Source organism: Flavobacterium sp. CSZ (genome assembly GCF_015350725.1).
Lineage (GTDB): Bacteria > Bacteroidota > Bacteroidia > Flavobacteriales > Flavobacteriaceae > Flavobacterium.
The window spans coordinates 79,644-102,100 of sequence record NZ_JADKPQ010000011.1; the positions used below are offsets into that span (position 1 = coordinate 79,644).

Below are 22,457 nucleotides of genomic sequence, written 5' to 3' on the forward strand. Positions count from 1 at the left end.
TTTAGCTTCTTTGTCTAACAGTCTCGTATAAAAATGCGCCACAAGCTACAGAAACGTTTAGAGATCCTATTGATCCAAACATTGGTAGTTTTGCTTTTTCGTCAACGATTTTAAGTACAGAAGGGTTTATTCCTCTTTCTTCAGATCCCATAATAATAGCTAGAGGTTCATTTAATGTAACGTCATATATATTCTGATCTGTTTTTTCAGTTGCGGCAACAGTTTTGATACCTGATCCCTGAAGATAGAAAATAGCATCTTTGATATGTTCAACTTTACAAATAGGCACATTAAATACAGCCCCTGCTGATGTTTTAACGGTGTCTCCATTTACTGGGGCAGAACCAGATTTTTGTACAATGATTCCGTTTACACCAGTACATTCTGCTGTTCTTATGATAGCTCCAAAATTACGGGCATCAGAAATCTGATCTAATATTAAAAATAAAGGTTTAGTTCCAGATGCAATGGTTGATTCAACTAAATGTTCCAGTTCTATAAAACCAATAGGGGAGATGGTTGCAACTGCTCCCTGGTGATTATTTGGAGTTAATCGATTTAATTTTTCTACAGGTACATAAGAGAAATTAATGTTAGCGCGTTTCATCACCTTCATTAAATCTTTCATTAATTCTCCTGAAATCTCTTTTTGTATAAATACCTTATCGACTTCTTTACCTGCTTGAATTGCTTCTATAATGGCTCTAATTCCAAATATTTGATGTTCTTTTTCCATGGGACAAATATAGGGATAATGTTTGCAAAAAAAAATCACTCTGAAAAGAGAGTGACATAAGTAATCGTTTTATATTTTGACAAAAGGTTTTGTTGAAATCTCTAAAAGTAAAAAGGGCACTCATCATAAGATAAGTGCCCTTTTTTGAAGTTGTTTTTAGATTTAAAGAATACTATTATCTAGTACCTCCAGCCCACCAAACTTTTTCTGTATAAACATAATTTCCATCTCCAAATGCTGCTTTAACATTACTGTTTGCAGATACATCAGAATCACCATAAGGCAATCTAAGTGGGAATTGAGTTGTATTCAATGGGTTTGCCAATTGAATTGGATGTGCAGCTGCAGAACCGTACATAGCTAATAAACGTCTGTAATCATTGTATGCTTCAGCAGATTCGTTTTCGTAGAAAGAAAGGTATTTTTGTACAGCAATTTCTTTTAATAAATCAGCATTAGTTACAATACCCAATCCAGCAACATAAGTTGTTGCATTTGTAGTTGAAAAATTAGTTGCTTCATCTTTATTGAAAGCAGCATTTACTGCAGCAGTCAAACTAGCTGTGCTTGTAACAGCAGCTGAGTTTCTTGCTTCTGCTTCTGCTTTAATGAACAATAGTTCGTGGTAGCTTAACATAAATATCGGATTACTTGCATCTAATAATGCTGAATACGAGTAGTTTTGACTTTGAAGACTAACACCATTGATGAAAAACTCGTAAGTAAGAGGTGCACCAGATGATTTTCTTATAGGTTCAAAATAACCTGTAGTACGTGGATCACCAGTTTTTGTAAGTAATTTATCATGTAAACTTTTGCTCGCAAATAAATAACCTCTATCATTATCGAATTGGAAATAAGGATTCGGGATATTCGCATTTTTCATTTTAAATTCTTCACTTTTGCTTGTAAAAGACTTACTTACGTAAGTCAATACTTTTGCATAATCAGGATTTTTAAAAGAAAGACGAAGTGTGTAACGAGCTAATAAACCATTAGCTGCTTTTATCCATTTAGCATTGTCTCCTCCGTATATTAAATCCTGAGATCCTAAAGATGCATAAGTTGATGTTTTTCCTAAATTAACAATCGCATCTTCCAGAGTTGCGAAAACAATTTTATAAAGGTCTTCCTGACGGTCTAATTTAGGTGTAAAAATTACTCCAGGTTGAAAAGCCTCAGTAAAAGGAACGTCTCCAAACATATCTGTTAGCAAAGCTAAATTGTATGCGTATAGAACTTGTGCAGCACCTAATGTTGCCGTGTTACCTTTTTCTTCACCAGTTGTACATTTGTTTATTATCAACTTTAGGTTGTACATTGTTTGATATATACTGTTCCAAGAGTTGTTAAAAGTAGTCTGGTTTTTAGGCTCCCCATTTCTCGTCTCTGCATTGTACATTTGACCAAAACCACCTGCGTTTAATTCTACATAAACACCAGTGTAGAAAGATAGGTCTGAACCAGTATTGCTAAATGCAGTACTTGTCATAGCGTCGGTGATGGCAAAACGAGTTGGCACATCTAGTGGATCGTTTACGTTTTTGTTGATTTCGTCCATTTTATCCTCTGAACAAGAATTTAATGAAAGTGACGCAATCACCAAAAGTAAGATGACTTTATATTTTTTCATGATTTTTTTGAATTATATTAATTAATTGTTAGATTCATTCCAAATCCAATACTTGTTGTTTGTGGAACAGATAATCTTTCAAAACCTCCAGCCATATTATTGTTTCCTTGAGATGATTCTGGATCTAAGTTTGGCATTTTAGCCCATAATAAAATATTTCTTGCGAATGCAGTAACACGTATGTCGAATCCTGTAGAAAATTGAGGAAGAGTATATCCTAAAGATAATTCTCTAAGTTTTACGAAAGAAGCATCATATACTGCAGTTTCTGCAATATTTGAATATCTGTTGTAAGTAGCTTCTTTAGTAGCAGCTTTTGTGTTTGGCTGTCCATCTGCTGTTACTCCTTCTTGAACTAATAGTTCGTCACGGTTTCCTGTTTTAGCACTTAATCCATAAGTATCTAACAATGAGTTTGTTCCGCTGTACATTTTTCCTCCGTTTTTCCAGTCAAAAGTAGCTGCAAGAGTTATTTTTTTGTATCTGAAAGTAGTTGTTCCTCCTAGGTTGAATTTAGGTGCTACTTCTCCAAGTGATTTGGTTTCTCCAGCTACAGCTAATCCATTAGCATCAACTAGAATATTTCCATTAGCATCTCTTGCAAATGCCTGTCCGTAAATTACCGGGAAACGCTCTCCAATACTAGCTCTAATTTGTGGAGTTGTAAATCCTCCTAAGAAAATATTTGGCACACCTTCTTTTAATTCGTCTACAAAGTTATCAATTTGAGTATAGTTTGCAGATACTGTCCATTCAAAATCGTTAGTTCTAATTGGTGTAACGCTTACGATCAATTCATGACTGTTAGTATGGATTTTTCCACCATTCATTACTAAAGTTGCAGCTCCTGTAGAACCTGCTAATGGTACTTGGAAGATTTGATCAATTACATTTTGTCTAGAGTAAGTATAATCGATACTTACACGATCTTTAAATAATCTTACCTCACCACCTAATTCATAAGATCTTGTATTTTGAGGTTTTAAGTTTGGATCATACTGTACATTGTTTGGTATGTATGAATTTACACCTCCAAGTGGGTAATTTACCGGAGAGTTTGCCCAGAAACCACCTGAGTAGTTAGGTACAGAGTAGTAATTGTCTAAATAAGATCCTGCTTGACCTACTTCAGCCCAAGATGCTCTAAGTTTAGCAAAAGATAGCGTAGAGTTTCCTTTTAAACCTTCTAGTTCAGTTAATACAACACCTAATGATACTGATGGGTATACAAATGAACGGTTATCTCTTGGCATTGAAGATACAATATCGTTTCTTACTGTACCACCTAAGAATATAAAGTTTTTGTATGCAAGATTCACGTTTCCAAATAAACCGAAAGTTCTGTTTTTAGCAATGTTATCTGTAGCAACTGTTTGTTGTGTATTTGATAAATTAGGAAAACCACCATAATTAAGGTTATTTCCTGTCATGCTGTACGATTTGTTGTATCTATCGTTAATCTCATTACCAACCAAAGCTGTTAAGTTTAAGTCGTCTGAAATTTTATATTCATAATTAACTGTGAATAATGAATTTACTGTTCTAGATGAAATTCCGTAGATTTCTAAATGTCCTGCTGTAGTTTGTGCATTTCCGTATTCTTGGATGTCTCTATAATTAGTAGTATAAGTATCAGCACCAAGTTGGTAACGGAAAGTTAATTTATGTTGGTCGTTCGCTGAGATAGTTGGTGCGAATTCAACATATGTATTTCCGAAAAAACGGTCAGTTTGCTCGTCAAATATATTGTTTTTAGCTGCCCAGTAAGGATTGTTAAATCCTGTAGGTCTGTAATAAATTTGTTTGTAAGGATCTGTTGGACTTGCGAAACCATTTCCTTTTAAATCATAGCTTATTGGACTTGCGAATGCACCTGCAACAGATGAATCATTTGCACCTGTAGCTTTTGTGATTTTAGTGTTGATGTAGTTACCTACGAACCCAGTTTTCCATTCGTCTCCCAATTTTGTACTAAATGCTGCTTTTGCATTGTAACGATCCATACCGGTTGCAGGAATAAAACCATCCTGGTTAGATGAACCTAAAGCAAACGCATAATTACTTTTGTCAGTAGCTTGTGTTATGTTGAAAGAGTTGTTAACTGTTATTCCTGTTTTAAAGAAATCACCGAAATTGTCATATACCTTAGGAGAAACCCATGGGTCTAAACCTGCTGTAACTCTTTGTGGTACGTAATATTGACCAGGATGAGCTCCTGCATTCATTCCGTTTAAAGCATTTGGAACGTTACCCCCGTATGTTGGGTTGTTTGGTAACTCAGAAATTTTAGAACCCCAAGATAATGAACTTGTAGGATTGTATACCCCACCTGATCCTTGTGCATATTCATCTTGATAATTAATCTTTCTAGAGATATCATCTGCAGTTATAGAGCTATTGAAGCTTATTGTAGGTTTTCCGCTTTTAGAAGCTCCTCTACCACTTTTTGTAGTAATTACTACTACACCATTTGAAGCTCTAAGTCCGTAAATTGCTGATGCAGCTTGTCCTTTAAGGATGTTGATTGATTCAATATCATTTGGATCAATATCAACTGCTCTGTTAGCAAGATCTGATCCAGTTACACTGTTTCCAGTGCTGTAATCAGCCTGAGATGCTACTGGCATACCATCAATTACATACAAAGGAGTGTTGTTTCCTGTGAATGAACGAGCACCACGAATAACAATTTGAGAAGAAGCTCCAGGAGCACCACTAGAAGGAGTAATTTGAACCCCTGCTAATTTTCCTTGAAGAGCACCAGCTAAGCTGTTGTTGTTTCCTCTTGTTAATTCTGTCGCTTTAACCTCTTGAGTAGCATATCCTAATGCTTTTTTCTCCTTTTTAATACCTAATGCAGTTACTACTACACTTTCCAGTTCTACTGAATCATTGTTTAGTTTCGCATTAACGCTAGAAGAACTTGCTAGAACTTCTTGGGCTTTCATCCCAATGTAGCTGAAGATTAATACTTGGTTTGGTGCTGCTTTGATAGAGTATTTTCCATCAAAATCAGTTTGTGTTGCTGTTTTTGTTCCTTTAACTAATACACTAACACCTGGTAAAGGCATTCCTGTATTGTCGGAAACAGTTCCAGAAACAACTCTTTCTTGCGCGAAAGTAAGTTGCGCAATTAGTACTAATAAAAGCACTAAGAATCCATTGAACTTTAGTTTCATTTTTAAATATTTTGAATTAGTCCGACAAAAATCTTAATAATTTGTTAATCTACCTAATATAAAAAGCTTTTTTTTTAGTTAAATTATGATTTTACTATAAGATATTGTTTTTTTATAGTTAAAAAAGATGTGTAAATTGTAAATTCGTATTTTTTTGCTTCAAATATGATAATAATGAAAAATAATGTGATTGTCTAAAATGTTAAATTTAAGAAAATAGTGGTTATTATTCTTTTTTTTATAACTTTTGCACAAAAAAACCACCCTTTTTGAAGGGTGGTTTTTTGTTAAATTATGTTAGAATAACTATTTTACTTATCCCAGAAAATTTTAGTGCTTAATTTATCACCTCCAATTGAAGTGGATGCGGCATTGTAATTTGTAGCATTTAATGTTTGCTCTCTAATAGGATATGCCATTCTTGAAGGTATCTGACCTTCGGCTGCAGCGTCTGCATTTGCAGCTAATGCTAAAACCGGGAAATTTAGTCTTCTGGTAGATGTCCATCCTTCAAAACCCCTGTTGAATAAAGCGTACCAGGCTTGTTCTCCAACTTTCTGCTGCCATGTTCCTGCGGCTGTAGCATAAGCAACAGCAGGTTGGCTTAGGTAAGCGTCTGCATCTGCTGTTGAAACCCCCCAGTCTTGCATAGAAGCTCTGATTGCTGCTTCATAGTGCGAAGCGATTGTTCCTCCTACTGCAACTCCTCTTCCTGAAGCTTCAGCTAATAAAAACTCTACTTCGGCATAGTCTAATAAAGTACCACTGAAATCCGGAGCTTTAATTTTATCGCTTGCGTGGGTGAATCGGGATTGCGAATTTTTTGTTCCTACTATTCCTCCTCTGTAACCAGTAACTGTTATCAGTTCTTCTGTAACAGGATCCTGATCCTTATATGTAGGTCTGAAATATGGAGTTTTTCTAGGGTCATTTAGTGTTACTAATGCATCGACAAATGGTTTTGCCACAACAAAATCATTTCTTCCGGAAAATACCATATCAACATAGAGTGGATTTGTGTTAGGAAGATTTAACATGTAAGGTAGTTTTGCATTATCAGCATTTGATGTAAATCCGCCTGCTGCTCCAGATATAATTGTAGCGTCAGCAATAGCGCCTTCTAGTCCAGATGCTTTTAGATTTACTCCTAATTTTAATTTAATGCTGTTGGCAAATTTGACCCAGGCTTTTAAGTTGTCTTTATAAATAACTTCAGCAGTACCAAATGCAGGTTTTGAAGTGTCTATACCCGCAATATCATTGTTAAGACGAACAATTAAATCTTTATAAATATCAATTGCTTTGTCGTACTTAGGTAGATAATTATCTGCTGCTTTTAAAGATTCTGTATAAGGAACATCGCCAAAAGTGTCTACTAATACTTGATAAGTGTAAACCATCAGGATATCAATTAATATTAATTGATTTTTCTTGATGATAGTTTTTTCTGCAAATTGGGGATCTGTGGGGTCTATTACTTCTTTTTCTGTAAAAGCTTTTGCTTGCGATAAATCAGCTAATGCTCCTGCGTATAATCTGTCCCAGTGATTGTCTGATATTTTACGGGTTACCCAGTTGTAGGTAGATTCGTCCAGATATGTAGTTTCTGTCCATTGCTGGTTTACTAATCTAAATATGTTTCTATTTACGTTAGTGTTAACAAGTTGTTCGGTAAGGTTTTTTTCTGCATTTGTAAATAGAGTGCTGGCTGGGACTACCGAAGGGTTTTTGACATCTACATTTAAGTCTGTTAGGCTACTATCATCACAAGAAACTGTGAGAATCATAATTCCTAAAGCATATATTAATTTTTTCATTTTTTTGGTATTAAAATTTGAATGTTAAGTTAAATCCAATATCTCTGGTTGTTGGAAGTGATCCAACTGAGTAACCTCTAGAGCTATTTCCTGAAGACAATCCGCTTTCTGGATCTGCGTATGGTAGATTTTTACTGATTATCCATAAATTCGATCCTACAAGGCTTGCTGATGCAGAGCTTAAGAATGTGTTTTCGAACATTTTTTTAGGGAAGTTGTATGTGATTGATACTTCTCTTAATTTTACGAATGAAGCATCGTAAATAAAAGCTTTGTTTGGAGCTGCTCCATATCCCATAGTGTTTTCAATTGTTCCACCTTCTGTTCTTACGGTATTAACTGATCCGTCTGGTGCTACACCTGGCTGTATAACTCCATTTTCTCTGATATCTCCTACGGCAGTTTCTTTGTATAATCCAGAAGCAAGACCATAATACATATCTAAAGAGAAAATATCTCCACCTTTTTGAGTATCAATTAAGAATCCGAAAGTTAAATTTTTGTATGTGAATTTATTTCTAACACCACCAATCCAATCTGGAGTAATATTTCCAATTACATTGCTTGAAGAAGTAGTAATCATATATTTTCCTGTCGCTTGGTCTACAGTTGGTTGTCCGTTTGTGTAAACATAATCCGTTCCTTTTAAGGCTCCATAAGCTTCTCCCGGAGCAGCATTAACGGTAACCCCACCTTGGAAAGATCCTAATTGTAGGTTGTCAAGTCCATTTGGTAATGAAATTACTTTACTTCTGTTGTTTGACCAGTTAATGATAATTTCCCAGGTAAAATCTTTTGTTTTAATTGGAGTACCATTTAATTGAAGTTCTAAACCTTTGTTTTCAATATTTCCACCATTAACAAGTCCGTTTGTGTAGCTGGAAGCAGAAGATACTGCTGCAGATACAATTTGATCAACAGAGTTTGTTTTGTAGTAAGTAATATCAAATCCTAAGCGTCTGTCTAGCATGCTTGCTTCTAAGCCAACTTCGAATGATTTTGTTCTTTCTGGTTTAAGTTCCGGATTTTTATTAATACTACGGAATGGAAGTAATAATGAATTTGTATAAAGAGGCTGTCCTTGAAAATTAGAAACTCTTGTATAAGTGTTGTTTAGTTGCAATGCGTCTGCGTCGTTACCAACTTCGGCATAGTTAACTCTGAATTTTCCTAGATTTAACCAGTTTGCTTTTACTACGTTTGAGAATAAAAAAGATCCTGAAACGGCTGGATATACGTAAGAGTTGTTGTCGTCTGGTAGTGTAGATGAAACGTCTCTTCTGATAGAGGCATCTAAGAAATAAGTGTCAAGATACCCAATAGATCCCTGAGCGTAAATACCGTTAACACCTGAAGATATTTTTGCTTCTTTTGGGAATGGTAAGTCTAATTTCGAGTTAGATAAAGCGTAGATTCCAGGTACTACTAATCCGCCAACTGTTGATGATAGTACATTGTCTCTGTCGTTTCTTCTTATGTTTGTTCCAAGAACTCCGTTTACGCTGATGTCATCTCCGAATTTTTTATTGAAATTTAACATAAAATCGTAATTGATTTCTTGAAAGCTAATGTCGTTTCTTTGGTATCCTGATGATTCATCAACTGGAGAAAGGCCAAATCCTGAAGCAATGGAACCAATTGCTCTTCTTTCTTCCTGAAGTTGTTTGTAGGTATCTAATGAAGCTCTTCCCAGTGCACTTAACCATGGGGTTATTTCGTAGTTTAAGGATGCGTAGCTAAATAAACGAGTTCTGTCGTCAGATGAGTAATTCTGATAACGTGTAAAGTAAGGGTTATCCCAGTAAGCCGGTACTAGTCCTTCTGGGGAGGTAGGGTCGCTCCAGTTCCAGGTTATGTTTTGGCCTCCTGATGCAAAATAAACATCTTTTTGAGCTTGAACATCAGTGTTAGTTTGCCACCATTGTCTGAAGTTACTCATAATGTTATCATTGTAACCAGTAGAGTTTCTACCTACTGTGCTTTGTAATGTAACCGAAGCGTAAGCGTTAGCGGTAAGTTTATCGGTAACTTTTTGGCTAAATCTTGCGCTTATCTGATTTTTTTTCAATTCACTATTTGGCAGAATACCTGTTTGGTTTGTGTTAACATAGCTCATAGATAAGCTTGATCTTTCTGTAGATTTTTCAAGAGAGATGCTGTTAACGAAGGTTTGAGCATCTTTAAAGAAGGTTACAGGACCATTTTTTGCCGCGGCCCATGGAGTTGCTTTTCCATAATTTGGCGAAAATGGTGTAAAAGCATCCCATTGATATACTAACTGATTGTTGAATGCGTCTCCATCAGATGCATCATTTGATGTGTCTACAGTATCTGGTGTTCCGGTTCCTAAAAATGAGGATCCAAAACCATATCCTGAGCCGTATCTGTTTTGGTAGGTAGGAAAAGTTGATTTATCGATACTTCCATTTGTGAATCCGCTTGAGAAAGAAAATCCTATTTTATTGTCATTTGACTTTCCTTTTTTTGTTGTTACCATTACAACACCATTTGCAGCTCTTGATCCGTAAAGTGCTGTTGCAGCAGCTCCTTTAAGGATGTTAATGCTTTCAATGTCTTCTTGGTTAATGTCTGATGCATTGTTACCATAATCGTAACCTCCGCCCCCTACTTGCTGAGAAGATGCATTTGAATTTGAGTTGTCAATTGGCACCCCGTCAATTACCCAAAGGGCCTGGTTGTTTCCTGTAAGGGATTTGTTTCCTCTAATTACAACGTTTGTAGATCCTCCAAAGTTATTGTTTCTTTGAACTTCTACACCTGCAGCTTTACCAGATAAAAGATTGGCAACGTTTGCATTTCCTGCTCCGCCATTAACATCTGCACCTGAAATTTGTTGAGAGGCATATCCCAGAGATTTTTTTTCTCTTTTAATCCCCATCGCCGTAGTTACTACAACTCCTTCAAGTTGTTGAGCATCTCCGGATAATTTAGTATTTACTTGTGATGAACTCGCTGCTATTTCTTGCGTTTTCATTCCAATGTAGCTAAATACTAAAACTTGGCTTGTTGTTGCTTTGATAGAGTACTTTCCATCAAAATCGGTTTGTGTTCCGGTTTTTGTTCCCTTTATCAATACACTCACACCTGGTAGCGGCATGCCTGCATCATCGGTAACAGTTCCCGAAACGGTTCTTTCTTGCGCGAAGGTTAATTGCGCGAATAGCACTAATAATAGTACTAAAAATCCATTGAACTTTGGCTTCATTTTCTCAATTATTTTGAATTAGTGTTACAATATTCATAATAATTAGTTAATAAACCTAACGTTATGTTAATGAATTTTTAATAACAGCTAAAATTTAACATTATAACATATATTAACAATAGTGTTAAATAATTGAATTTCATTAAGCTTTCCCCCGCCATTAGTGAGATTAATCCGTAATAGACCATTCGGAGTTTGGATATTTGTTCCGATTCCAATTCCTGTTAAATTTTTGATTTTTTCCGGATTTTGACTATTTGTTAAATCTTGGTAAAGAGCGTAATCTAAAATTGAATTTATGTATAAATTGCTTGATACAACATATCGGTATTCTGTTAGAAGTATTGCTGCAAAATTACCTTGAAGGCTATTTTCAGAAAAACCTCTTATCGAGTTTATTCCTCCAAATCGAAATAATTCGTTTGTTATGTAGTTTTTGCTTTTTAGATATAGATTTTGTGAGTTAAGATAGATAAAGTTCTTTTTGTTCAGTTCGAAATTATACGAGAGGTTGAAGTTTGACGAAAATTGCTTGCTTAGGTCAGCTGTTTCAGGGTTGTCATTGGTGTCTCTTTTTCCGTAGCCAATTATGAAGTTAAGTGATGCTTTTTTTGGGAATAGGTTGTTAATGTAGTCTGTTTTCTTATATTCTAAAGTTGATGTTATATAAGAGTTTTTATAGTCGCTAATGGTGGAGTTGTTGGTGTTCTGAATATCGCTTGATTCAGTAGATTGATATCCCAGATATATTTTTGAATTATAATTAATATAATATCCCAAATCGATTGCCGTTTTTGTGTTTTGAAAAGTGCTGTCTTGTTTGAAGATGTTTAATTGCGCTTTTATTCCTAACGGCGACTGAAATATATACGGAATTTCTAATTTGGTATTAAAAGTCTTTTGCTGATTTCCATCGCTTTTCCAGTACAATGAAAATTGCTCGCCGGCATGCAGTGTGTTTATGAGTGCTATGTCAAGGTAGCCATTGATGGTTGTTTTTTTATTTTCGTCGTTTGAAAATCCAATGTAGCCATCAAAACTATTTGCTTTTCGTTTTTCTATGTAGGTGTAAATTTTGGTTGAATCGTTTGTAAGTAAAATTTCAGGATATTTGGTTTGAGTTACAAACTCGAAATTATTTATGTCATCATATAATTCCTTTACAGTCTGTTGGTTGAAAGTTTTATTGAGGTATTTTTTGTTTAATTGTTTTAAGTGTCCTTTAGGGAAAAAGTTTTTTTCTTGCAAATTAATCTGGGTTAGAATAATTGAATTTACAGTGCGTTTTTTTTCGGATTTAAAATTTAAATCAGCGTAAATTACCAAATTCTTTCTTTTGATGTTCTCAAATTTTATTTTACTTAATGCAAAACCTCTTTTTTCGGCTTCAATTATTTTTTGATTTAAGAAATTTTCTATTTCGTAGTAAGGTAAAATTACGGTATCATTTTTTGTTTCTGTTGAGTCAAAAAATGAGTTATTTGTACCTATATATATATGTATGTATTTGATCTTGTTTTTTAGGTCTATTTTTGATGTGTAGCAACTGTCGTTTATTTGTGTAATTGCTTCGGGTTTATTGTCTAGAAAGCCTATTTTGGACAGCTTTTCAGACATGATTATTGGTTCATTATTTAATGATTTAATATTCGGGTGTTTTGTAGTGTAATTAACAGAATCAATTATTTGGTTTTCGGTTTTGTCTGAGCCGGTTATTTTTAAATAAAAATTTTGGCTGTAAGCAGATGTGCCGACGCAGAAAATAAGTATGTATAAGAGATGTTTCAAGTCTAATTGTTTGGTTTTTAAAAGTATTGCAAATATCTATTATTTGTTTGTAAAAGTTTAAGCTTAAATAATGTTATTGAAAATTAATGAATTAAGGTTTGTATACTGAAAAATATTTTATACATTTGCAACCCCGTAAAAAGCGGGAATTTAATATACATAATAAATTTTTAGTATTAATTATGCCAACAATTCAACAATTAGTAAGAACAGGAAGAACTCAGATAACTAAGAAGAGTAAATCGGTTGCTTTAGATTCTTGTCCTCAAAGAAGAGGGGTTTGTACGCGTGTTTACACTACTACACCAAAAAAACCAAACTCTGCAATGCGTAAAGTTGCGCGTGTACGTTTGACAAATGGTAATGAGGTGAATGCTTACATCCCTGGAGAAGGACACAATTTACAAGAGCACTCGATAGTATTAGTTAGAGGTGGAAGGGTAAAAGATTTACCAGGTGTTAGATATCATATCGTTCGTGGAGCGCTTGACACGTCAGGAGTTGCAGGAAGAACGCAAAGAAGATCTAAGTACGGTGCTAAACGCCCAAAAGAAGCAAAAAAGTAATTTAAAACGTTAAGAGTTGGAGGTTAGGAGTTAAGGGTTGTGGATTAAAACTTAGGTAGAGATCTGTAACACATAGCATTTAACGGATAACCTATAACTTTTTATTAAAAAAAAGACATGAGAAAAAGAGCGGCAAAGAAAAGACCACTTTTACCAGATCCAAGGTTTAACGACCAATTGGTAACACGTTTTGTGAACAACTTAATGTGGGATGGTAAGAAATCTACAGCTTTCAAAGTATTTTATGATGCAATTGACATCATTGAGTCTAAAAAGCAAGATTCAGAAAAATCTTCATTAGAAATTTGGAAAGATGCTTTAACAAACGTTATGCCTCACGTAGAAGTACGTAGTCGTAGAGTAGGTGGAGCTACATTTCAAATTCCAATGCAAATTAGACCAGACAGAAAAATTTCTATGGCAATGAAGTGGTTGATACTTTATTCTAGAAGAAGAAATGAAAAATCTATGGCACAACGTTTAGCGTCAGAATGTTTAGCTGCTGCTAAAGAAGAAGGTGCTGCGGTTAAGAAAAGAATGGATACTCACAAGATGGCAGAAGCTAATAAAGCTTTCTCTCACTTTAGATTTTAATTCGTAAGAAATGGCTAGAGATTTAAAATATACAAGAAATATCGGAATTGCTGCTCACATTGATGCTGGTAAAACAACAACAACTGAGCGTATCCTTTTTTATACTGGAAAGTCACACAAAATTGGTGAGGTACACGATGGTGCTGCAACAATGGACTGGATGGCTCAAGAGCAAGAAAGAGGTATTACAATTACTTCAGCTGCAACAACTTGTGAGTGGAATTTTCCAACTGAGCAAGGTAAACTTTTGCCTGAATCTTTGCCTTACCACTTTAATATTATTGATACTCCTGGACACGTTGACTTTACTGTAGAGGTAAACCGTTCTTTGCGTGTACTTGATGGTTTAGTTTTCTTGTTTAGTGCTGTTGATGGTGTTGAGCCTCAATCAGAAACTAACTGGAGACTTGCTGATCAATATAGAGTTCCACGTATGGGATTCGTAAACAAAATGGACCGTCAAGGATCTAACTTTTTGGCAGTTTGTCAACAAGTTCGTGATATGTTAAAATCAAATGCTGTTGCGATCACTTTGCCAATTGGTGAGGAGAATGATTTCAAAGGTGTTGTAGATTTGGTAAAAAACCAAGCTATCATTTGGCATGATGCAACTCAAGGGGCAACTTTTGATATTGTTGAAATTCCTGCTGACATGGTTGCAGAGGTTAAAGAATACAGATCTATTCTTATTGAAGCAGTTGCTGATTACGATGAGAATCTTTTAGAGAAATTCATGGAAGATGAAAACTCTATTACAGAGGAAGAAATCAACAAAGCTTTAAGAGCTGCTACTATGGATATGGCTATCATTCCTATGATCGCTGGTTCTTCTTTCAAAAACAAAGGAGTTCAATTCATGTTAGATGCGGTTTGTAAGTATTTGCCTTCTCCAATGGATAAGGAAGGTATTGAAGGTATTCACCCTGATGATGCTGAATTATTAGAAGAAGATCAAACTAAAATCTTGCGTAAGCCAGATGTAAAAGAGCCATTTGCTGCTTTAGCATTTAAAATTGCTACTGACCCATTTGTAGGTCGTTTAGCTTTCTTCCGTGCTTACTCTGGTCGTTTAGATGCTGGTTCTTATGTTTTGAACACTCGTTCAGGAAATAAAGAAAGAATTTCTCGTATCTACCAAATGCACGCTAATAAACAAAATCCAATCGAATTTATTGAGGCTGGAGATATTGGAGCTGCTGTTGGATTTAAAGATATCAAAACTGGGGATACATTGTGTGATGAAAAACACCCAATCATTCTTGAGTCTATGAAATTCCCTGCACCGGTAATTGGTATTGCAATTGAGCCTAAAACAAAAGCTGACGTTGATAAAATGGGTATGGCTTTAGCTAAATTAGCTGAAGAGGATCCAACATTTACTGTTAGAACAGATGAGGCTTCAGGGCAAACTATTATCTCTGGTATGGGTGAGCTTCACTTAGATATCTTGGTAGATCGTATGAAACGTGAATTTAAAGTTGAAGTAAACCAAGGTGAGCCTCAAGTTGAATATAAAGAAGCGTTTACAAGAACTGCAACACATAGAGAAACTTACAAGAAACAATCAGGAGGTCGTGGTAAATTCGGTGATATCGTATTTACACTTGAGCCAGCTGACGAAGTTGACGGTAAAGTTCCTGTAGGATTACAGTTTATTAATGCAGTAAAAGGTGGTAACGTTCCTAAGGAATATATCCCTTCTGTAGAAAAAGGTTTCCGTGAAGCTATGAAAACTGGTCCTTTGGCTGGTTATCAAGTGGATAGTTTGAAAGTAACTTTGACAGACGGATCTTTCCATCCTGTCGATTCTGATGCTCTTTCTTTTGAATTAGCTGCAAGAATGGGTTATAGAGAAGTGGCTAAAGCTGCTGGGGCAATTATTCTTGAGCCAATCATGAAAATGGAAGTTATTACTCCTGAAGAAAACATGGGGGATATCGTAGGTGATATCAACCGTCGTAGAGGTCAGGTTAATGACATGGGTGATAGAAATGGTGCTAAAACTATTAAGGCTGATGTGCCTTTATCAGAAATGTTTGGATATGTAACAACATTAAGAACATTATCTTCTGGTAGAGCTACTTCAACAATGGAGTTTTCTCACTATGCAGAAACACCTTCTAATATTTCAGAAGCTGTAATTAAAAAAGCAAAAGGTAACGCTTAATTCTTAAGAAAATGAGTCAAAAAATCAGAATAAAACTAAAATCTTACGATCACATGTTGGTAGACAAGTCTGCTGAAAAGATCGTAAAAACAGTAAAAACTACTGGAGCAGTTGTAACAGGTCCAATTCCGTTACCAACTCACAAAAAACTTTTCACTGTGTTACGTTCTCCGCACGTTAACAAAAAAGCGAGAGAGCAATTTGAAGTAATGTCATACAAGAGATTGATTGATATTTATTCATCTTCATCTAAAACTATTGATGCATTAATGAAACTTGAATTGCCAAGTGGAGTTGAAGTAGAAATAAAAGTATAATTTTTTTATTATATTTTATGAAAAAAAGCGAGGCAGAAATGTCTCGCTTTTTTTATGTTTAAAAAAAAATATATTTTATAAATTTTCTTGAAATCTATAACGGTTAATTGATTGTGTTTTAGTTGAAATGTCTTTGGTTTAGGCTGTTGCGAAGGTTTTTTTGTAAAGGATTAGCTAAATGTTAAGGCAATGGATCTTGTGGGTTAAGATGGTAAAAAATAATTTTTTGAAGAAAAAAAATATTGATAGAGCTCGAATCGGTGCTTTGATTTTGATAATGAGCTATTTAATTTTTCTAACTGTTTGGTATATTCAATTTTAATGTATACTTTTGCACTCCCTGTTTGGAAATTTCTGTTATTTTCAAATTGAAGGGAATTTTAGTAATTAATAATTAATATTTATGTCTGGGTTAATTGGTAAAAAAATCGGCATGACTAGTATTTTCGACGAAAACGGGAAAAACATTCCTTGTACAGTAATCGAGGCTGGGCCGTGTGTTGTTACCCAAGTCAGAACCAAAGGTGTTGACGGGTACGAAGCGTTGCAACTTGGTTTCGATGACAAAAACGAGAAACATTCCACTAAAGCGGCTTTAGGTCACTTTAAAAAAGCTGGAACTGTTGCTAAGAAAAAAGTCGTTGAATTTCAAGATTTTGCAACTGAACAAAAATTAGGAGATCTTATTGATGTTTCTATTTTTGCTGAAGGAGAATTTGTAGATGTACAAGGTGTATCTAAAGGTAAAGGTTTTCAAGGGGTTGTTAAACGTCACGGATTTGGTGGTGTTGGACAAGCAACTCACGGTCAACACAACCGTTTAAGAGCGCCAGGTTCTGTGGGAGCTTCTTCTTATCCATCTAGAGTATTCAAAGGAATGCGTATGGCTGGAAGAATGGGAGGAGACAATGTAAAAGTTCAAAACCTTAGAGTTTTAAAAGTGGTTGCTGAAAAGAACCTACTTGTTATTAAAGGATGTGTTCCTGGACATAAAAACTCTTATGTAATCATTCAGAAGTAATGGAAGTAAAAGTATTAGATTTCAACGGAAAAGATACTGGAAGAAAAGTTCAACTTTCTGATTCAGTATTCGCAATTGAACCAAACAATCACGCTGTATACCTTGATGTGAAGCAATATCTTGCTAATCAAAGACAAGGGACTCACAAAGCTAAAGAAAGAGCTGAAGTGACAGGAAGTACACGTAAGATTAAAAAACAAAAAGGAACAGGTACAGCTCGTGCGGGAAGTATCAAAAATCCATTGTTTAAAGGTGGTGGAACAATTTTCGGGCCAAGACCAAGAAGTTATTCATTCAAATTGAATAAAAGCTTGAAAAGATTGGCAAGAAAATCAGCTTTCTCAATCAAAGCAAAAGAGTCGAATATCATCGTTCTTGAAGACTTTAATTTTGAAGCGCCAAACACTAAAAATTTCATTAACGTTTTGAAAGCTTTAGGGTTAGAAAATAAAAAATCTCTATTTGTGTTGGGAGAGTCAAATAAAAATGTATATTTGTCGTCACGCAATTTAAAGGCTTCTAATGTCGTAACTAGCTCAGAATTAAGCACTTACGCTATTTTAAACACTAATAATTTAGTGCTTTTAGAAGGTTCTTTGGAGTTAATCGAAGAAAATTTAAGCAAATAATAGGAATATGAGTATCATAATTAGACCTATAGTAACAGAAAAAGTAACCAAAGAAAGTGAAGTTTTAAACCGCTTCGGATTTGTTGTTGACAAAAAAGCAAACAAAGTTCAAATTAAGAAAGCTGTTGAAGCTGCTTATGGAGTAACTATCGTTTCAGTTAACACGATGAACGTAAGACCGGATAGAACTACAAAATACACTAAAAGTGGTTTGATCAGTGGAAAGACAAATGCAATTAAAAAAGCGATTGTTCAAGTACAAGAAGGAGAAACAATTGATTTTTACAACAATATCTAAGATAGAAAAATGTCAGTAAGAAAATTAAAACCTATTACCCCAGGTCAGCGATTTAGAGTTGTGAATGGTTATGACGCCATTACAACTGATAAGCCGGAACGCTCTTTGATAGCGCCGATAAAAAACTCTGGAGGTAGAAATAGTCAAGGAAAGATGACCATGCGTTATACGGGTGGTGGTCACAAGCAGAGATATCGTATCATTGATTTCAAAAGAACTAAAGACGGAATTCCGGCTACTGTGAAATCAATTGAATATGATCCAAATCGTACTGCATTTATCGCTTTATTAGCTTATGCTGATGGAGAGAAAACTTATGTAATTGCTCAAAACGGATTGAAAGTTGGTCAGAAATTAGTTTCTGGTCCAGAATCTCAACCTGAAATTGGTAATACATTGCCTTTAAGCAGAATTCCTTTAGGAACTGTAATCTCTTGTATTGAATTACGTCCAGGTCAAGGAGCGGTAATCGCTCGTTCAGCTGGTACATTTGCTCAATTAATGGCAAGAGATGGAAAATATGCTACAATTAAAATGCCATCTGGTGAAACAAGATTAATCTTGTTGACTTGTTCGGCTACAATTGGAGCTGTTTCTAATTCAGACCACCAATTAGTTGTATCAGGAAAAGCTGGTAGAACAAGATGGTTAGGAAGAAGACCTAGAACAAGACCTGTTGCAATGAACCCTGTTGATCACCCAATGGGTGGTGGAGAAGGACGTTCTTCTGGTGGACATCCACGTTCAAGAAATGGAATACCAGCAAAAGGTTATAGAACTCGTTCTAAGAAAAACCCGAGTAACAAGTATATCGTAGAACGTAGAAAGAAATAATAAGATATGGCACGTTCATTAAAAAAAGGACCTTTCGTTCATTATAAGTTAGACAAGAAAGTTCAGGAAAACGTAGAGAGTGGTAAAAATAGTGTAGTGAAGACTTGGTCTAGAGCTTCTATGATTACTCCGGATTTCGTTGGACAAACTATCGCAGTTCATAACGGTCGTCAATTTGTACCAGTTTACGTAACAGAAAACATGGTAGGTCACAAATTAGGAGAATTTTCACCAACTAGATCTTTTAGAGGTCATGCTGGAGCAAAAAATAAAGGTAAAAAATAAGAAGCAATGGGAGTTCGTAAAAGAGAAACAGCAGATGCGAGAAAAGAGGCTAATAAGTCTATTGCTTTCGCAAAATTGAATAACTGCCCTACTTCACCTAGAAAAATGCGCTTAGTAGCGGACTTGGTAAGAGGTCAGAAGGTAGAAAGAGCACTTAACATCTTAAGATTTAGTTCTAAAGAGGCTTCAAGAAAATTAGAAAAACTATTATTATCTGCAATCAACAACTGGGAGCAAAAAAATAGTGAAGGTAATTTAGAAGAAGCTGGATTATTTGTTAAGGAGATCAGAGTAGATGGTGGAATGATGTTGAAAAGACTTCGTCCAGCTCCACAAGGTCGTGCACACAGAATAAGAAAACGTTCTAATCACGTAACAATCGTGCTTGGAGCTATCAATAACACACAAAGCAATTCTTAAGCAGCATGGGACAAAAGACAAATCCAATTGGAAATAGACTTGGTATCATCAGAGGGTGGGACTCAAACTGGTATGGTGGAAATGATTACGGTGATAAACTTGCCGAGGATCACAAAATCAGAAAGTATATCCACGCTCGTTTATCAAAAGCTAGTGTATCTAAAGTAATCATCGAGAGAACTTTGAAACTTGTAACCGTTACTATCACTACTGCTAGACCTGGTATCATTATCGGAAAAGGTGGACAAGAGGTAGACAAGTTAAAAGAAGAACTTAAGAAAGTTACTGACAAAGAGGTTCAAATCAACATCTTTGAAATCAAAAGACCTGAATTAGATGCTTATCTTGTGGCGACAAGCATCGCTCGTCAAATCGAAAGCCGTATTTCTTACAGACGTGCAATCAAAATGGCTATTGCTGCCTCTATGCGTATGAACGCTGAGGGTATCAAAGTTTTGATTTCTGGTCGTTTGAACGGAGCTGAGATGGCACGTTCAGAAGGTTTCAAAGAAGGTAGAATTCCTCTATCAACTTTCAGAGCTGATATTGATTATGCTTTGGCTGAAGCTCACACTACTTACGGTAGAATGGGTATCAAAGTATGGATCATGAAAGGTGAAGTTTATGGAAAGAGAGATCTTTCTCCACTTGCAGGAATGGATAAAAAACAATCTGGAACTGGTGGTGGTAAAGGTGGCGATTCTCCAAGAGGAGATAGAAAGCCCTTTAATAAAGGTGGAAAACCAGACGCTCGTAAAAGAAAGTAAATTTTTAAACTAAAGAAAAATGTTACAGCCTAAAAGAACAAAATACCGTAAGGTACAAAAGGGTAAAATGAAAGGTAACTCTCAAAGAGGGCATGAACTTTCTAATGGAATGTTTGGTATTAAATCTGTACATGAAGATGGAATGTTCTTAACTTCTCGTCAAATCGAAGCTGCGCGTATTGCTGCAACTCGTTTCATGAAGAGAGAAGGACAATTATGGATCAAAATATTTCCAGACAAACCAATTACTAAGAAGCCTCTTGAGGTACGTATGGGTAAAGGTAAAGGTGCCGTTGAATATTGGGCTGCCGTTGTTAAACCCGGAAGAATTATGTTTGAAGTTGGAGGAGTTCCTTTATCAGTTGCAAAAGAGGCGTTACGTCTTGCAGCTCAAAAGCTTCCAGTAAAAACTAAATTCGTCGTTGCTAGAGATTTCGAAGCATAATTAAATTTATATTATGAAACAATCAGAAATAAAAGATCTTTCTGCAGCGGAGTTGCAAGAAAAACTTAGTCAAACTAAGAAAATATATGCTGACCTAAAAATGGCTCACGCTATTTCTCCAATTGAGAACCCACTTCAAATTAGAAGTGTAAGAAGAACAGTTGCAAGATTGGCTACAGAGTTAACTAAAAGAGAGTTACAATAATTGTATTCTGCTGAAAGATGGAAGAAAAAAGAAATTTAAGAAAAGAAAGAATAGGTGTTGTTACTTCAAATAAAATGGATAAGTCTATTGTTATTGCTGAAGTAAGAAAAGTAAAACACCCATTATACGGTAAGTTCGTGTTGAAAACAAAGAAATACGTTGCACACGACGAAACAAACGACTGTAACATTGGAGATACTGTAAGAATTAGCGAAACGCGTCCTTTAAGTAAAACAAAATGTTGGAGATTAGTTGAAATCTTAGAAAGAGCTAAATAATTATGGTACAACAGGAATCAAGACTAAAAGTAGCAGATAACACGGGAGCAAAAGAAGTTTTAACTATCCGTGTTTTAGGAGGTACCAAAAGAAGGTATGCCTCTGTTGGTGACAAGATTGTAGTATCTATTAAAGATGCAACTCCTAACGGTAACGTTAAAAAAGGAGCTGTTTCAACTGCAGTTGTTGTACGTACCAAAAAAGAAGTGAGAAGAGCCGATGGTTCTTATATCCGTTTCGATGATAATGCATGTGTTCTTTTGAACGCTGCAGGGGAAATGAGAGGAACTCGTGTTTTTGGTCCGGTAGCAAGAGAACTTCGTGAAAAACAATTCATGAAAATTGTATCATTAGCACCAGAAGTGCTTTAATTCGTTTTAAGATGATAAAGCTAAAAATAAAATCAGGAGATATCGTAAGAGTTATTGCTGGAGACCATAAAGGTGCTGAAGGTAAAGTTTTACGTGTTTACCGTGAGAAAAATAAAGCGATAGTTGAAGGTGTAAACATGGTTTCGAAACATACAAAACCAAGTGCTAAAAACCCTCAAGGTGGTATCGTTAAGAAAGAAGCTTCTATACAAATATCTAACATTTCACTAATTGATCCTAAAACTAAGGAAACAACTAGAGTTGGTATTAGAGTAGAAGGAGATAAGAAAGTAAGATTTTCAAAAAAATCTAATCAAGTACTATAGTAATGGCATATACACCTAGACTAAAAGAAGAATATAAGAGTAGAGTGATCTCTGCTCTTAAAGAAGAGTTCGGATATACAAACGTGATGCAAGTTCCAAAACTTGAAAAAATCGTTTTGAGCCGTGGAGTTGGTGCAGCTGTATCTGATAAAAAACTTATTGACTATGCAGTTGATGAGTTAACAAAGATCACTGGACAAAAAGCAGTATCTACAATTTCAAAGAAAGACGTTGCGTCATTCAAATTGAGAAAAGGGATGCCTATTGGAGCAAAAGTTACTTTACGTGGTGAGAGAATGTATGAGTTTTTAGATAGACTTATTACTTCTGCTTTACCACGCGTTAGAGATTTTAGTGGTATCAAAGCTACTGGTTTCGACGGAAGAGGTAATTACAATCTTGGAGTTTTGGAGCAAATCATTTTCCCGGAAATTGATATTGACAAAGTAAACAAAATTTCAGGAATGGATATTACATTTGTTACTACTGCTCAAACAGACAAGGAAGCAAAGTCGTTATTGGCTGAATTAGGATTACCTTTTAAAAAGAATTAAG

Annotated in this window: 23 protein-coding genes; 17 read left to right on the forward strand and 6 right to left on the reverse strand. The window is 35.3% G+C overall.

The genetic code is table 11. The features are described from left to right. Position 1 precedes the first annotated feature (1 nt). The 6 genes from rlmB to IRZ78_RS14040 all read right to left on the reverse strand — a co-directional run bounded on the left by rlmB (position 2) and on the right by IRZ78_RS14040 (position 12,379). Positions 2 to 736, reverse strand: coding sequence for a 23S rRNA (guanosine(2251)-2'-O)-methyltransferase RlmB (gene rlmB, locus IRZ78_RS14015; protein ID WP_194617151.1), 735 nt, complete (start codon positions 734 to 736; stop codon positions 2 to 4). 175 nt (positions 737 to 911) lie between these two features. Further along, entirely contained in the window at positions 912 to 2,369 is a 1,458-nt protein-coding gene (locus IRZ78_RS14020) for a SusD/RagB family nutrient-binding outer membrane lipoprotein (protein WP_194617152.1), read from the reverse strand. Positions 2,370 to 2,386: 17 nt separating this feature from the next. Beyond that, positions 2,387 to 5,548, reverse strand: coding sequence for a SusC/RagA family TonB-linked outer membrane protein (locus tag IRZ78_RS14025; RefSeq protein ID WP_194617153.1), 3,162 nt, complete (start codon positions 5,546 to 5,548; stop codon positions 2,387 to 2,389). Between the two features lie 311 nt (positions 5,549 to 5,859). Continuing rightward, a complete protein-coding gene (locus tag IRZ78_RS14030; RefSeq protein WP_194617154.1) occupies positions 5,860 to 7,365 on the reverse strand; it encodes a SusD/RagB family nutrient-binding outer membrane lipoprotein in 1,506 nt (501 codons plus the stop codon). 10 nt (positions 7,366 to 7,375) lie between these two features. After that, positions 7,376 to 10,591, reverse strand: a complete 3,216-nt coding sequence (locus IRZ78_RS14035) for a SusC/RagA family TonB-linked outer membrane protein (protein ID WP_194617155.1) — start codon at positions 10,589 to 10,591, stop codon at positions 7,376 to 7,378. An 87-nt stretch (positions 10,592 to 10,678) separates the two neighbouring features. Continuing rightward, positions 10,679 to 12,379 carry a ShlB/FhaC/HecB family hemolysin secretion/activation protein gene (locus IRZ78_RS14040; RefSeq protein ID WP_194617156.1) on the reverse strand — a complete coding sequence of 567 codons (1,701 nt, stop codon included), beginning with the start codon at positions 12,377 to 12,379 and terminating at the stop codon, positions 10,679 to 10,681. A 182-nt stretch (positions 12,380 to 12,561) separates the two neighbouring features. Here IRZ78_RS14040 and rpsL point away from each other — a divergent pair, with 182 nt between their 5' ends. The 17 genes from rpsL (at position 12,562) to rplE (ending at position 22,456) form a co-directional block, all read left to right on the forward strand. Next, positions 12,562 to 12,945, forward strand: a complete 384-nt coding sequence (rpsL, locus tag IRZ78_RS14045; RefSeq protein WP_007136570.1) for a 30S ribosomal protein S12 — start codon at positions 12,562 to 12,564, stop codon at positions 12,943 to 12,945. 117 nt (positions 12,946 to 13,062) lie between these two features. Beyond that, positions 13,063 to 13,539, forward strand: coding sequence for a 30S ribosomal protein S7 (rpsG, locus tag IRZ78_RS14050; protein WP_007803600.1), 477 nt, complete (start codon positions 13,063 to 13,065; stop codon positions 13,537 to 13,539). A 10-nt stretch (positions 13,540 to 13,549) separates the two neighbouring features. Then, positions 13,550 to 15,706, forward strand: a complete 2,157-nt coding sequence (fusA, locus tag IRZ78_RS14055; RefSeq protein WP_194617157.1) for an elongation factor G — start codon at positions 13,550 to 13,552, stop codon at positions 15,704 to 15,706. A gap of 11 nt (positions 15,707 to 15,717) precedes the next feature. Beyond that, positions 15,718 to 16,023, forward strand: coding sequence for a 30S ribosomal protein S10 (gene rpsJ / locus IRZ78_RS14060; protein WP_007803605.1), 306 nt, complete (start codon positions 15,718 to 15,720; stop codon positions 16,021 to 16,023). A gap of 403 nt (positions 16,024 to 16,426) precedes the next feature. Further along, positions 16,427 to 17,044 carry a 50S ribosomal protein L3 gene (gene rplC / locus IRZ78_RS14065; RefSeq protein ID WP_007803612.1) on the forward strand — a complete coding sequence of 206 codons (618 nt, stop codon included), beginning with the start codon at positions 16,427 to 16,429 and terminating at the stop codon, positions 17,042 to 17,044. Beyond that, complete coding sequence (gene rplD / locus IRZ78_RS14070) at positions 17,044 to 17,673, forward strand: 50S ribosomal protein L4 (RefSeq protein ID WP_065450855.1); 630 nt, start codon at positions 17,044 to 17,046, stop codon at positions 17,671 to 17,673. The genes rplC and rplD overlap by 1 nt, the downstream gene beginning before the upstream one ends. 7 nt (positions 17,674 to 17,680) lie before the next feature. After that, complete coding sequence (gene rplW, locus IRZ78_RS14075) at positions 17,681 to 17,971, forward strand: 50S ribosomal protein L23 (RefSeq protein ID WP_017495018.1); 291 nt, start codon at positions 17,681 to 17,683, stop codon at positions 17,969 to 17,971. 9 nt (positions 17,972 to 17,980) lie between these two features. Then, positions 17,981 to 18,805, forward strand: coding sequence for a 50S ribosomal protein L2 (gene rplB / locus IRZ78_RS14080; RefSeq protein WP_007803623.1), 825 nt, complete (start codon positions 17,981 to 17,983; stop codon positions 18,803 to 18,805). Positions 18,806 to 18,811: 6 nt separating this feature from the next. Next, on the forward strand, positions 18,812 to 19,090 hold the full coding sequence (gene rpsS, locus IRZ78_RS14085) for a 30S ribosomal protein S19 (RefSeq protein ID WP_012022488.1): 279 nt from the start codon (positions 18,812 to 18,814) through the stop codon (positions 19,088 to 19,090). A gap of 6 nt (positions 19,091 to 19,096) precedes the next feature. Next, complete coding sequence (rplV, locus tag IRZ78_RS14090; RefSeq protein ID WP_007803631.1) at positions 19,097 to 19,510, forward strand: 50S ribosomal protein L22; 414 nt, start codon at positions 19,097 to 19,099, stop codon at positions 19,508 to 19,510. A 5-nt stretch (positions 19,511 to 19,515) separates the two neighbouring features. Continuing rightward, a complete protein-coding gene (rpsC, locus tag IRZ78_RS14095) occupies positions 19,516 to 20,277 on the forward strand; it encodes a 30S ribosomal protein S3 (protein ID WP_007803635.1) in 762 nt (253 codons plus the stop codon). Between the two features lie 19 nt (positions 20,278 to 20,296). Further along, entirely contained in the window at positions 20,297 to 20,722 is a 426-nt protein-coding gene (rplP, locus tag IRZ78_RS14100) for a 50S ribosomal protein L16 (RefSeq protein ID WP_007803637.1), read from the forward strand. A 13-nt stretch (positions 20,723 to 20,735) separates the two neighbouring features. Next, positions 20,736 to 20,927, forward strand: a complete 192-nt coding sequence (gene rpmC / locus IRZ78_RS14105) for a 50S ribosomal protein L29 (RefSeq protein WP_007803639.1) — start codon at positions 20,736 to 20,738, stop codon at positions 20,925 to 20,927. A 17-nt stretch (positions 20,928 to 20,944) separates the two neighbouring features. Further along, positions 20,945 to 21,205: a 30S ribosomal protein S17 gene (rpsQ, locus tag IRZ78_RS14110; protein ID WP_007803646.1), complete on the forward strand. Its 261-nt coding sequence runs from the start codon at positions 20,945 to 20,947 to the stop codon at positions 21,203 to 21,205. A gap of 2 nt (positions 21,206 to 21,207) precedes the next feature. Next, positions 21,208 to 21,576 (forward strand): 50S ribosomal protein L14, encoded by a 369-nt coding sequence (rplN, locus tag IRZ78_RS14115; RefSeq protein ID WP_007803649.1) that lies wholly within the window; start codon positions 21,208 to 21,210, stop codon positions 21,574 to 21,576. Between the two features lie 11 nt (positions 21,577 to 21,587). Beyond that, the gene (gene rplX, locus IRZ78_RS14120) at positions 21,588 to 21,902 is read left to right on the forward strand and encodes a 50S ribosomal protein L24 (protein WP_007803650.1); all 315 of its coding nucleotides are present in this window, start codon (positions 21,588 to 21,590) and stop codon (positions 21,900 to 21,902) included. Between the two features lie 2 nt (positions 21,903 to 21,904). Beyond that, positions 21,905 to 22,456, forward strand: a complete 552-nt coding sequence (gene rplE / locus IRZ78_RS14125) for a 50S ribosomal protein L5 (protein WP_035619635.1) — start codon at positions 21,905 to 21,907, stop codon at positions 22,454 to 22,456. Position 22,457: the final 1 nt, after the last annotated feature.

What these genes read in the sequence shown, in the direction of transcription:
- IRZ78_RS14025 (WP_194617153.1), bottom strand. Translation starts at nt 5,548, where the DNA reads ATGAAACTAAAGTTCAATGGATTCTTAGTGCTTTTATTAGTACTAATT.
- rplX (WP_007803650.1), top strand. Translation starts at nt 21,588, where the DNA reads ATGATAAAGCTAAAAATAAAATCAGGAGATATCGTAAGAGTTATTGCT.
- rpsQ (WP_007803646.1), top strand. Translation starts at nt 20,945, where the DNA reads ATGGAAGAAAAAAGAAATTTAAGAAAAGAAAGAATAGGTGTTGTTACT.
- rplW (WP_017495018.1), top strand. Translation starts at nt 17,681, where the DNA reads ATGAGTATCATAATTAGACCTATAGTAACAGAAAAAGTAACCAAAGAA.
- rplE (WP_035619635.1), top strand. Translation starts at nt 21,905, where the DNA reads ATGGCATATACACCTAGACTAAAAGAAGAATATAAGAGTAGAGTGATC.
- rpsJ (WP_007803605.1), top strand. Translation starts at nt 15,718, where the DNA reads ATGAGTCAAAAAATCAGAATAAAACTAAAATCTTACGATCACATGTTG.
- IRZ78_RS14020 (WP_194617152.1), bottom strand. Translation starts at nt 2,369, where the DNA reads ATGAAAAAATATAAAGTCATCTTACTTTTGGTGATTGCGTCACTTTCA.
- rplN (WP_007803649.1), top strand. Translation starts at nt 21,208, where the DNA reads ATGGTACAACAGGAATCAAGACTAAAAGTAGCAGATAACACGGGAGCA.
- rpsG (WP_007803600.1), top strand. Translation starts at nt 13,063, where the DNA reads ATGAGAAAAAGAGCGGCAAAGAAAAGACCACTTTTACCAGATCCAAGG.
- rpsL (WP_007136570.1), top strand. Translation starts at nt 12,562, where the DNA reads ATGCCAACAATTCAACAATTAGTAAGAACAGGAAGAACTCAGATAACT.
- rplD (WP_065450855.1), top strand. Translation starts at nt 17,044, where the DNA reads ATGGAAGTAAAAGTATTAGATTTCAACGGAAAAGATACTGGAAGAAAA.
- rplV (WP_007803631.1), top strand. Translation starts at nt 19,097, where the DNA reads ATGGGAGTTCGTAAAAGAGAAACAGCAGATGCGAGAAAAGAGGCTAAT.
- rplP (WP_007803637.1), top strand. Translation starts at nt 20,297, where the DNA reads ATGTTACAGCCTAAAAGAACAAAATACCGTAAGGTACAAAAGGGTAAA.
- rpsC (WP_007803635.1), top strand. Translation starts at nt 19,516, where the DNA reads ATGGGACAAAAGACAAATCCAATTGGAAATAGACTTGGTATCATCAGA.
- rpsS (WP_012022488.1), top strand. Translation starts at nt 18,812, where the DNA reads ATGGCACGTTCATTAAAAAAAGGACCTTTCGTTCATTATAAGTTAGAC.
- rplB (WP_007803623.1), top strand. Translation starts at nt 17,981, where the DNA reads ATGTCAGTAAGAAAATTAAAACCTATTACCCCAGGTCAGCGATTTAGA.
- IRZ78_RS14035 (WP_194617155.1), bottom strand. Translation starts at nt 10,591, where the DNA reads ATGAAGCCAAAGTTCAATGGATTTTTAGTACTATTATTAGTGCTATTC.
- fusA (WP_194617157.1), top strand. Translation starts at nt 13,550, where the DNA reads ATGGCTAGAGATTTAAAATATACAAGAAATATCGGAATTGCTGCTCAC.
- rplC (WP_007803612.1), top strand. Translation starts at nt 16,427, where the DNA reads ATGTCTGGGTTAATTGGTAAAAAAATCGGCATGACTAGTATTTTCGAC.
- IRZ78_RS14030 (WP_194617154.1), bottom strand. Translation starts at nt 7,365, where the DNA reads ATGAAAAAATTAATATATGCTTTAGGAATTATGATTCTCACAGTTTCT.
- rpmC (WP_007803639.1), top strand. Translation starts at nt 20,736, where the DNA reads ATGAAACAATCAGAAATAAAAGATCTTTCTGCAGCGGAGTTGCAAGAA.
- rlmB (WP_194617151.1), bottom strand. Translation starts at nt 736, where the DNA reads ATGGAAAAAGAACATCAAATATTTGGAATTAGAGCCATTATAGAAGCA.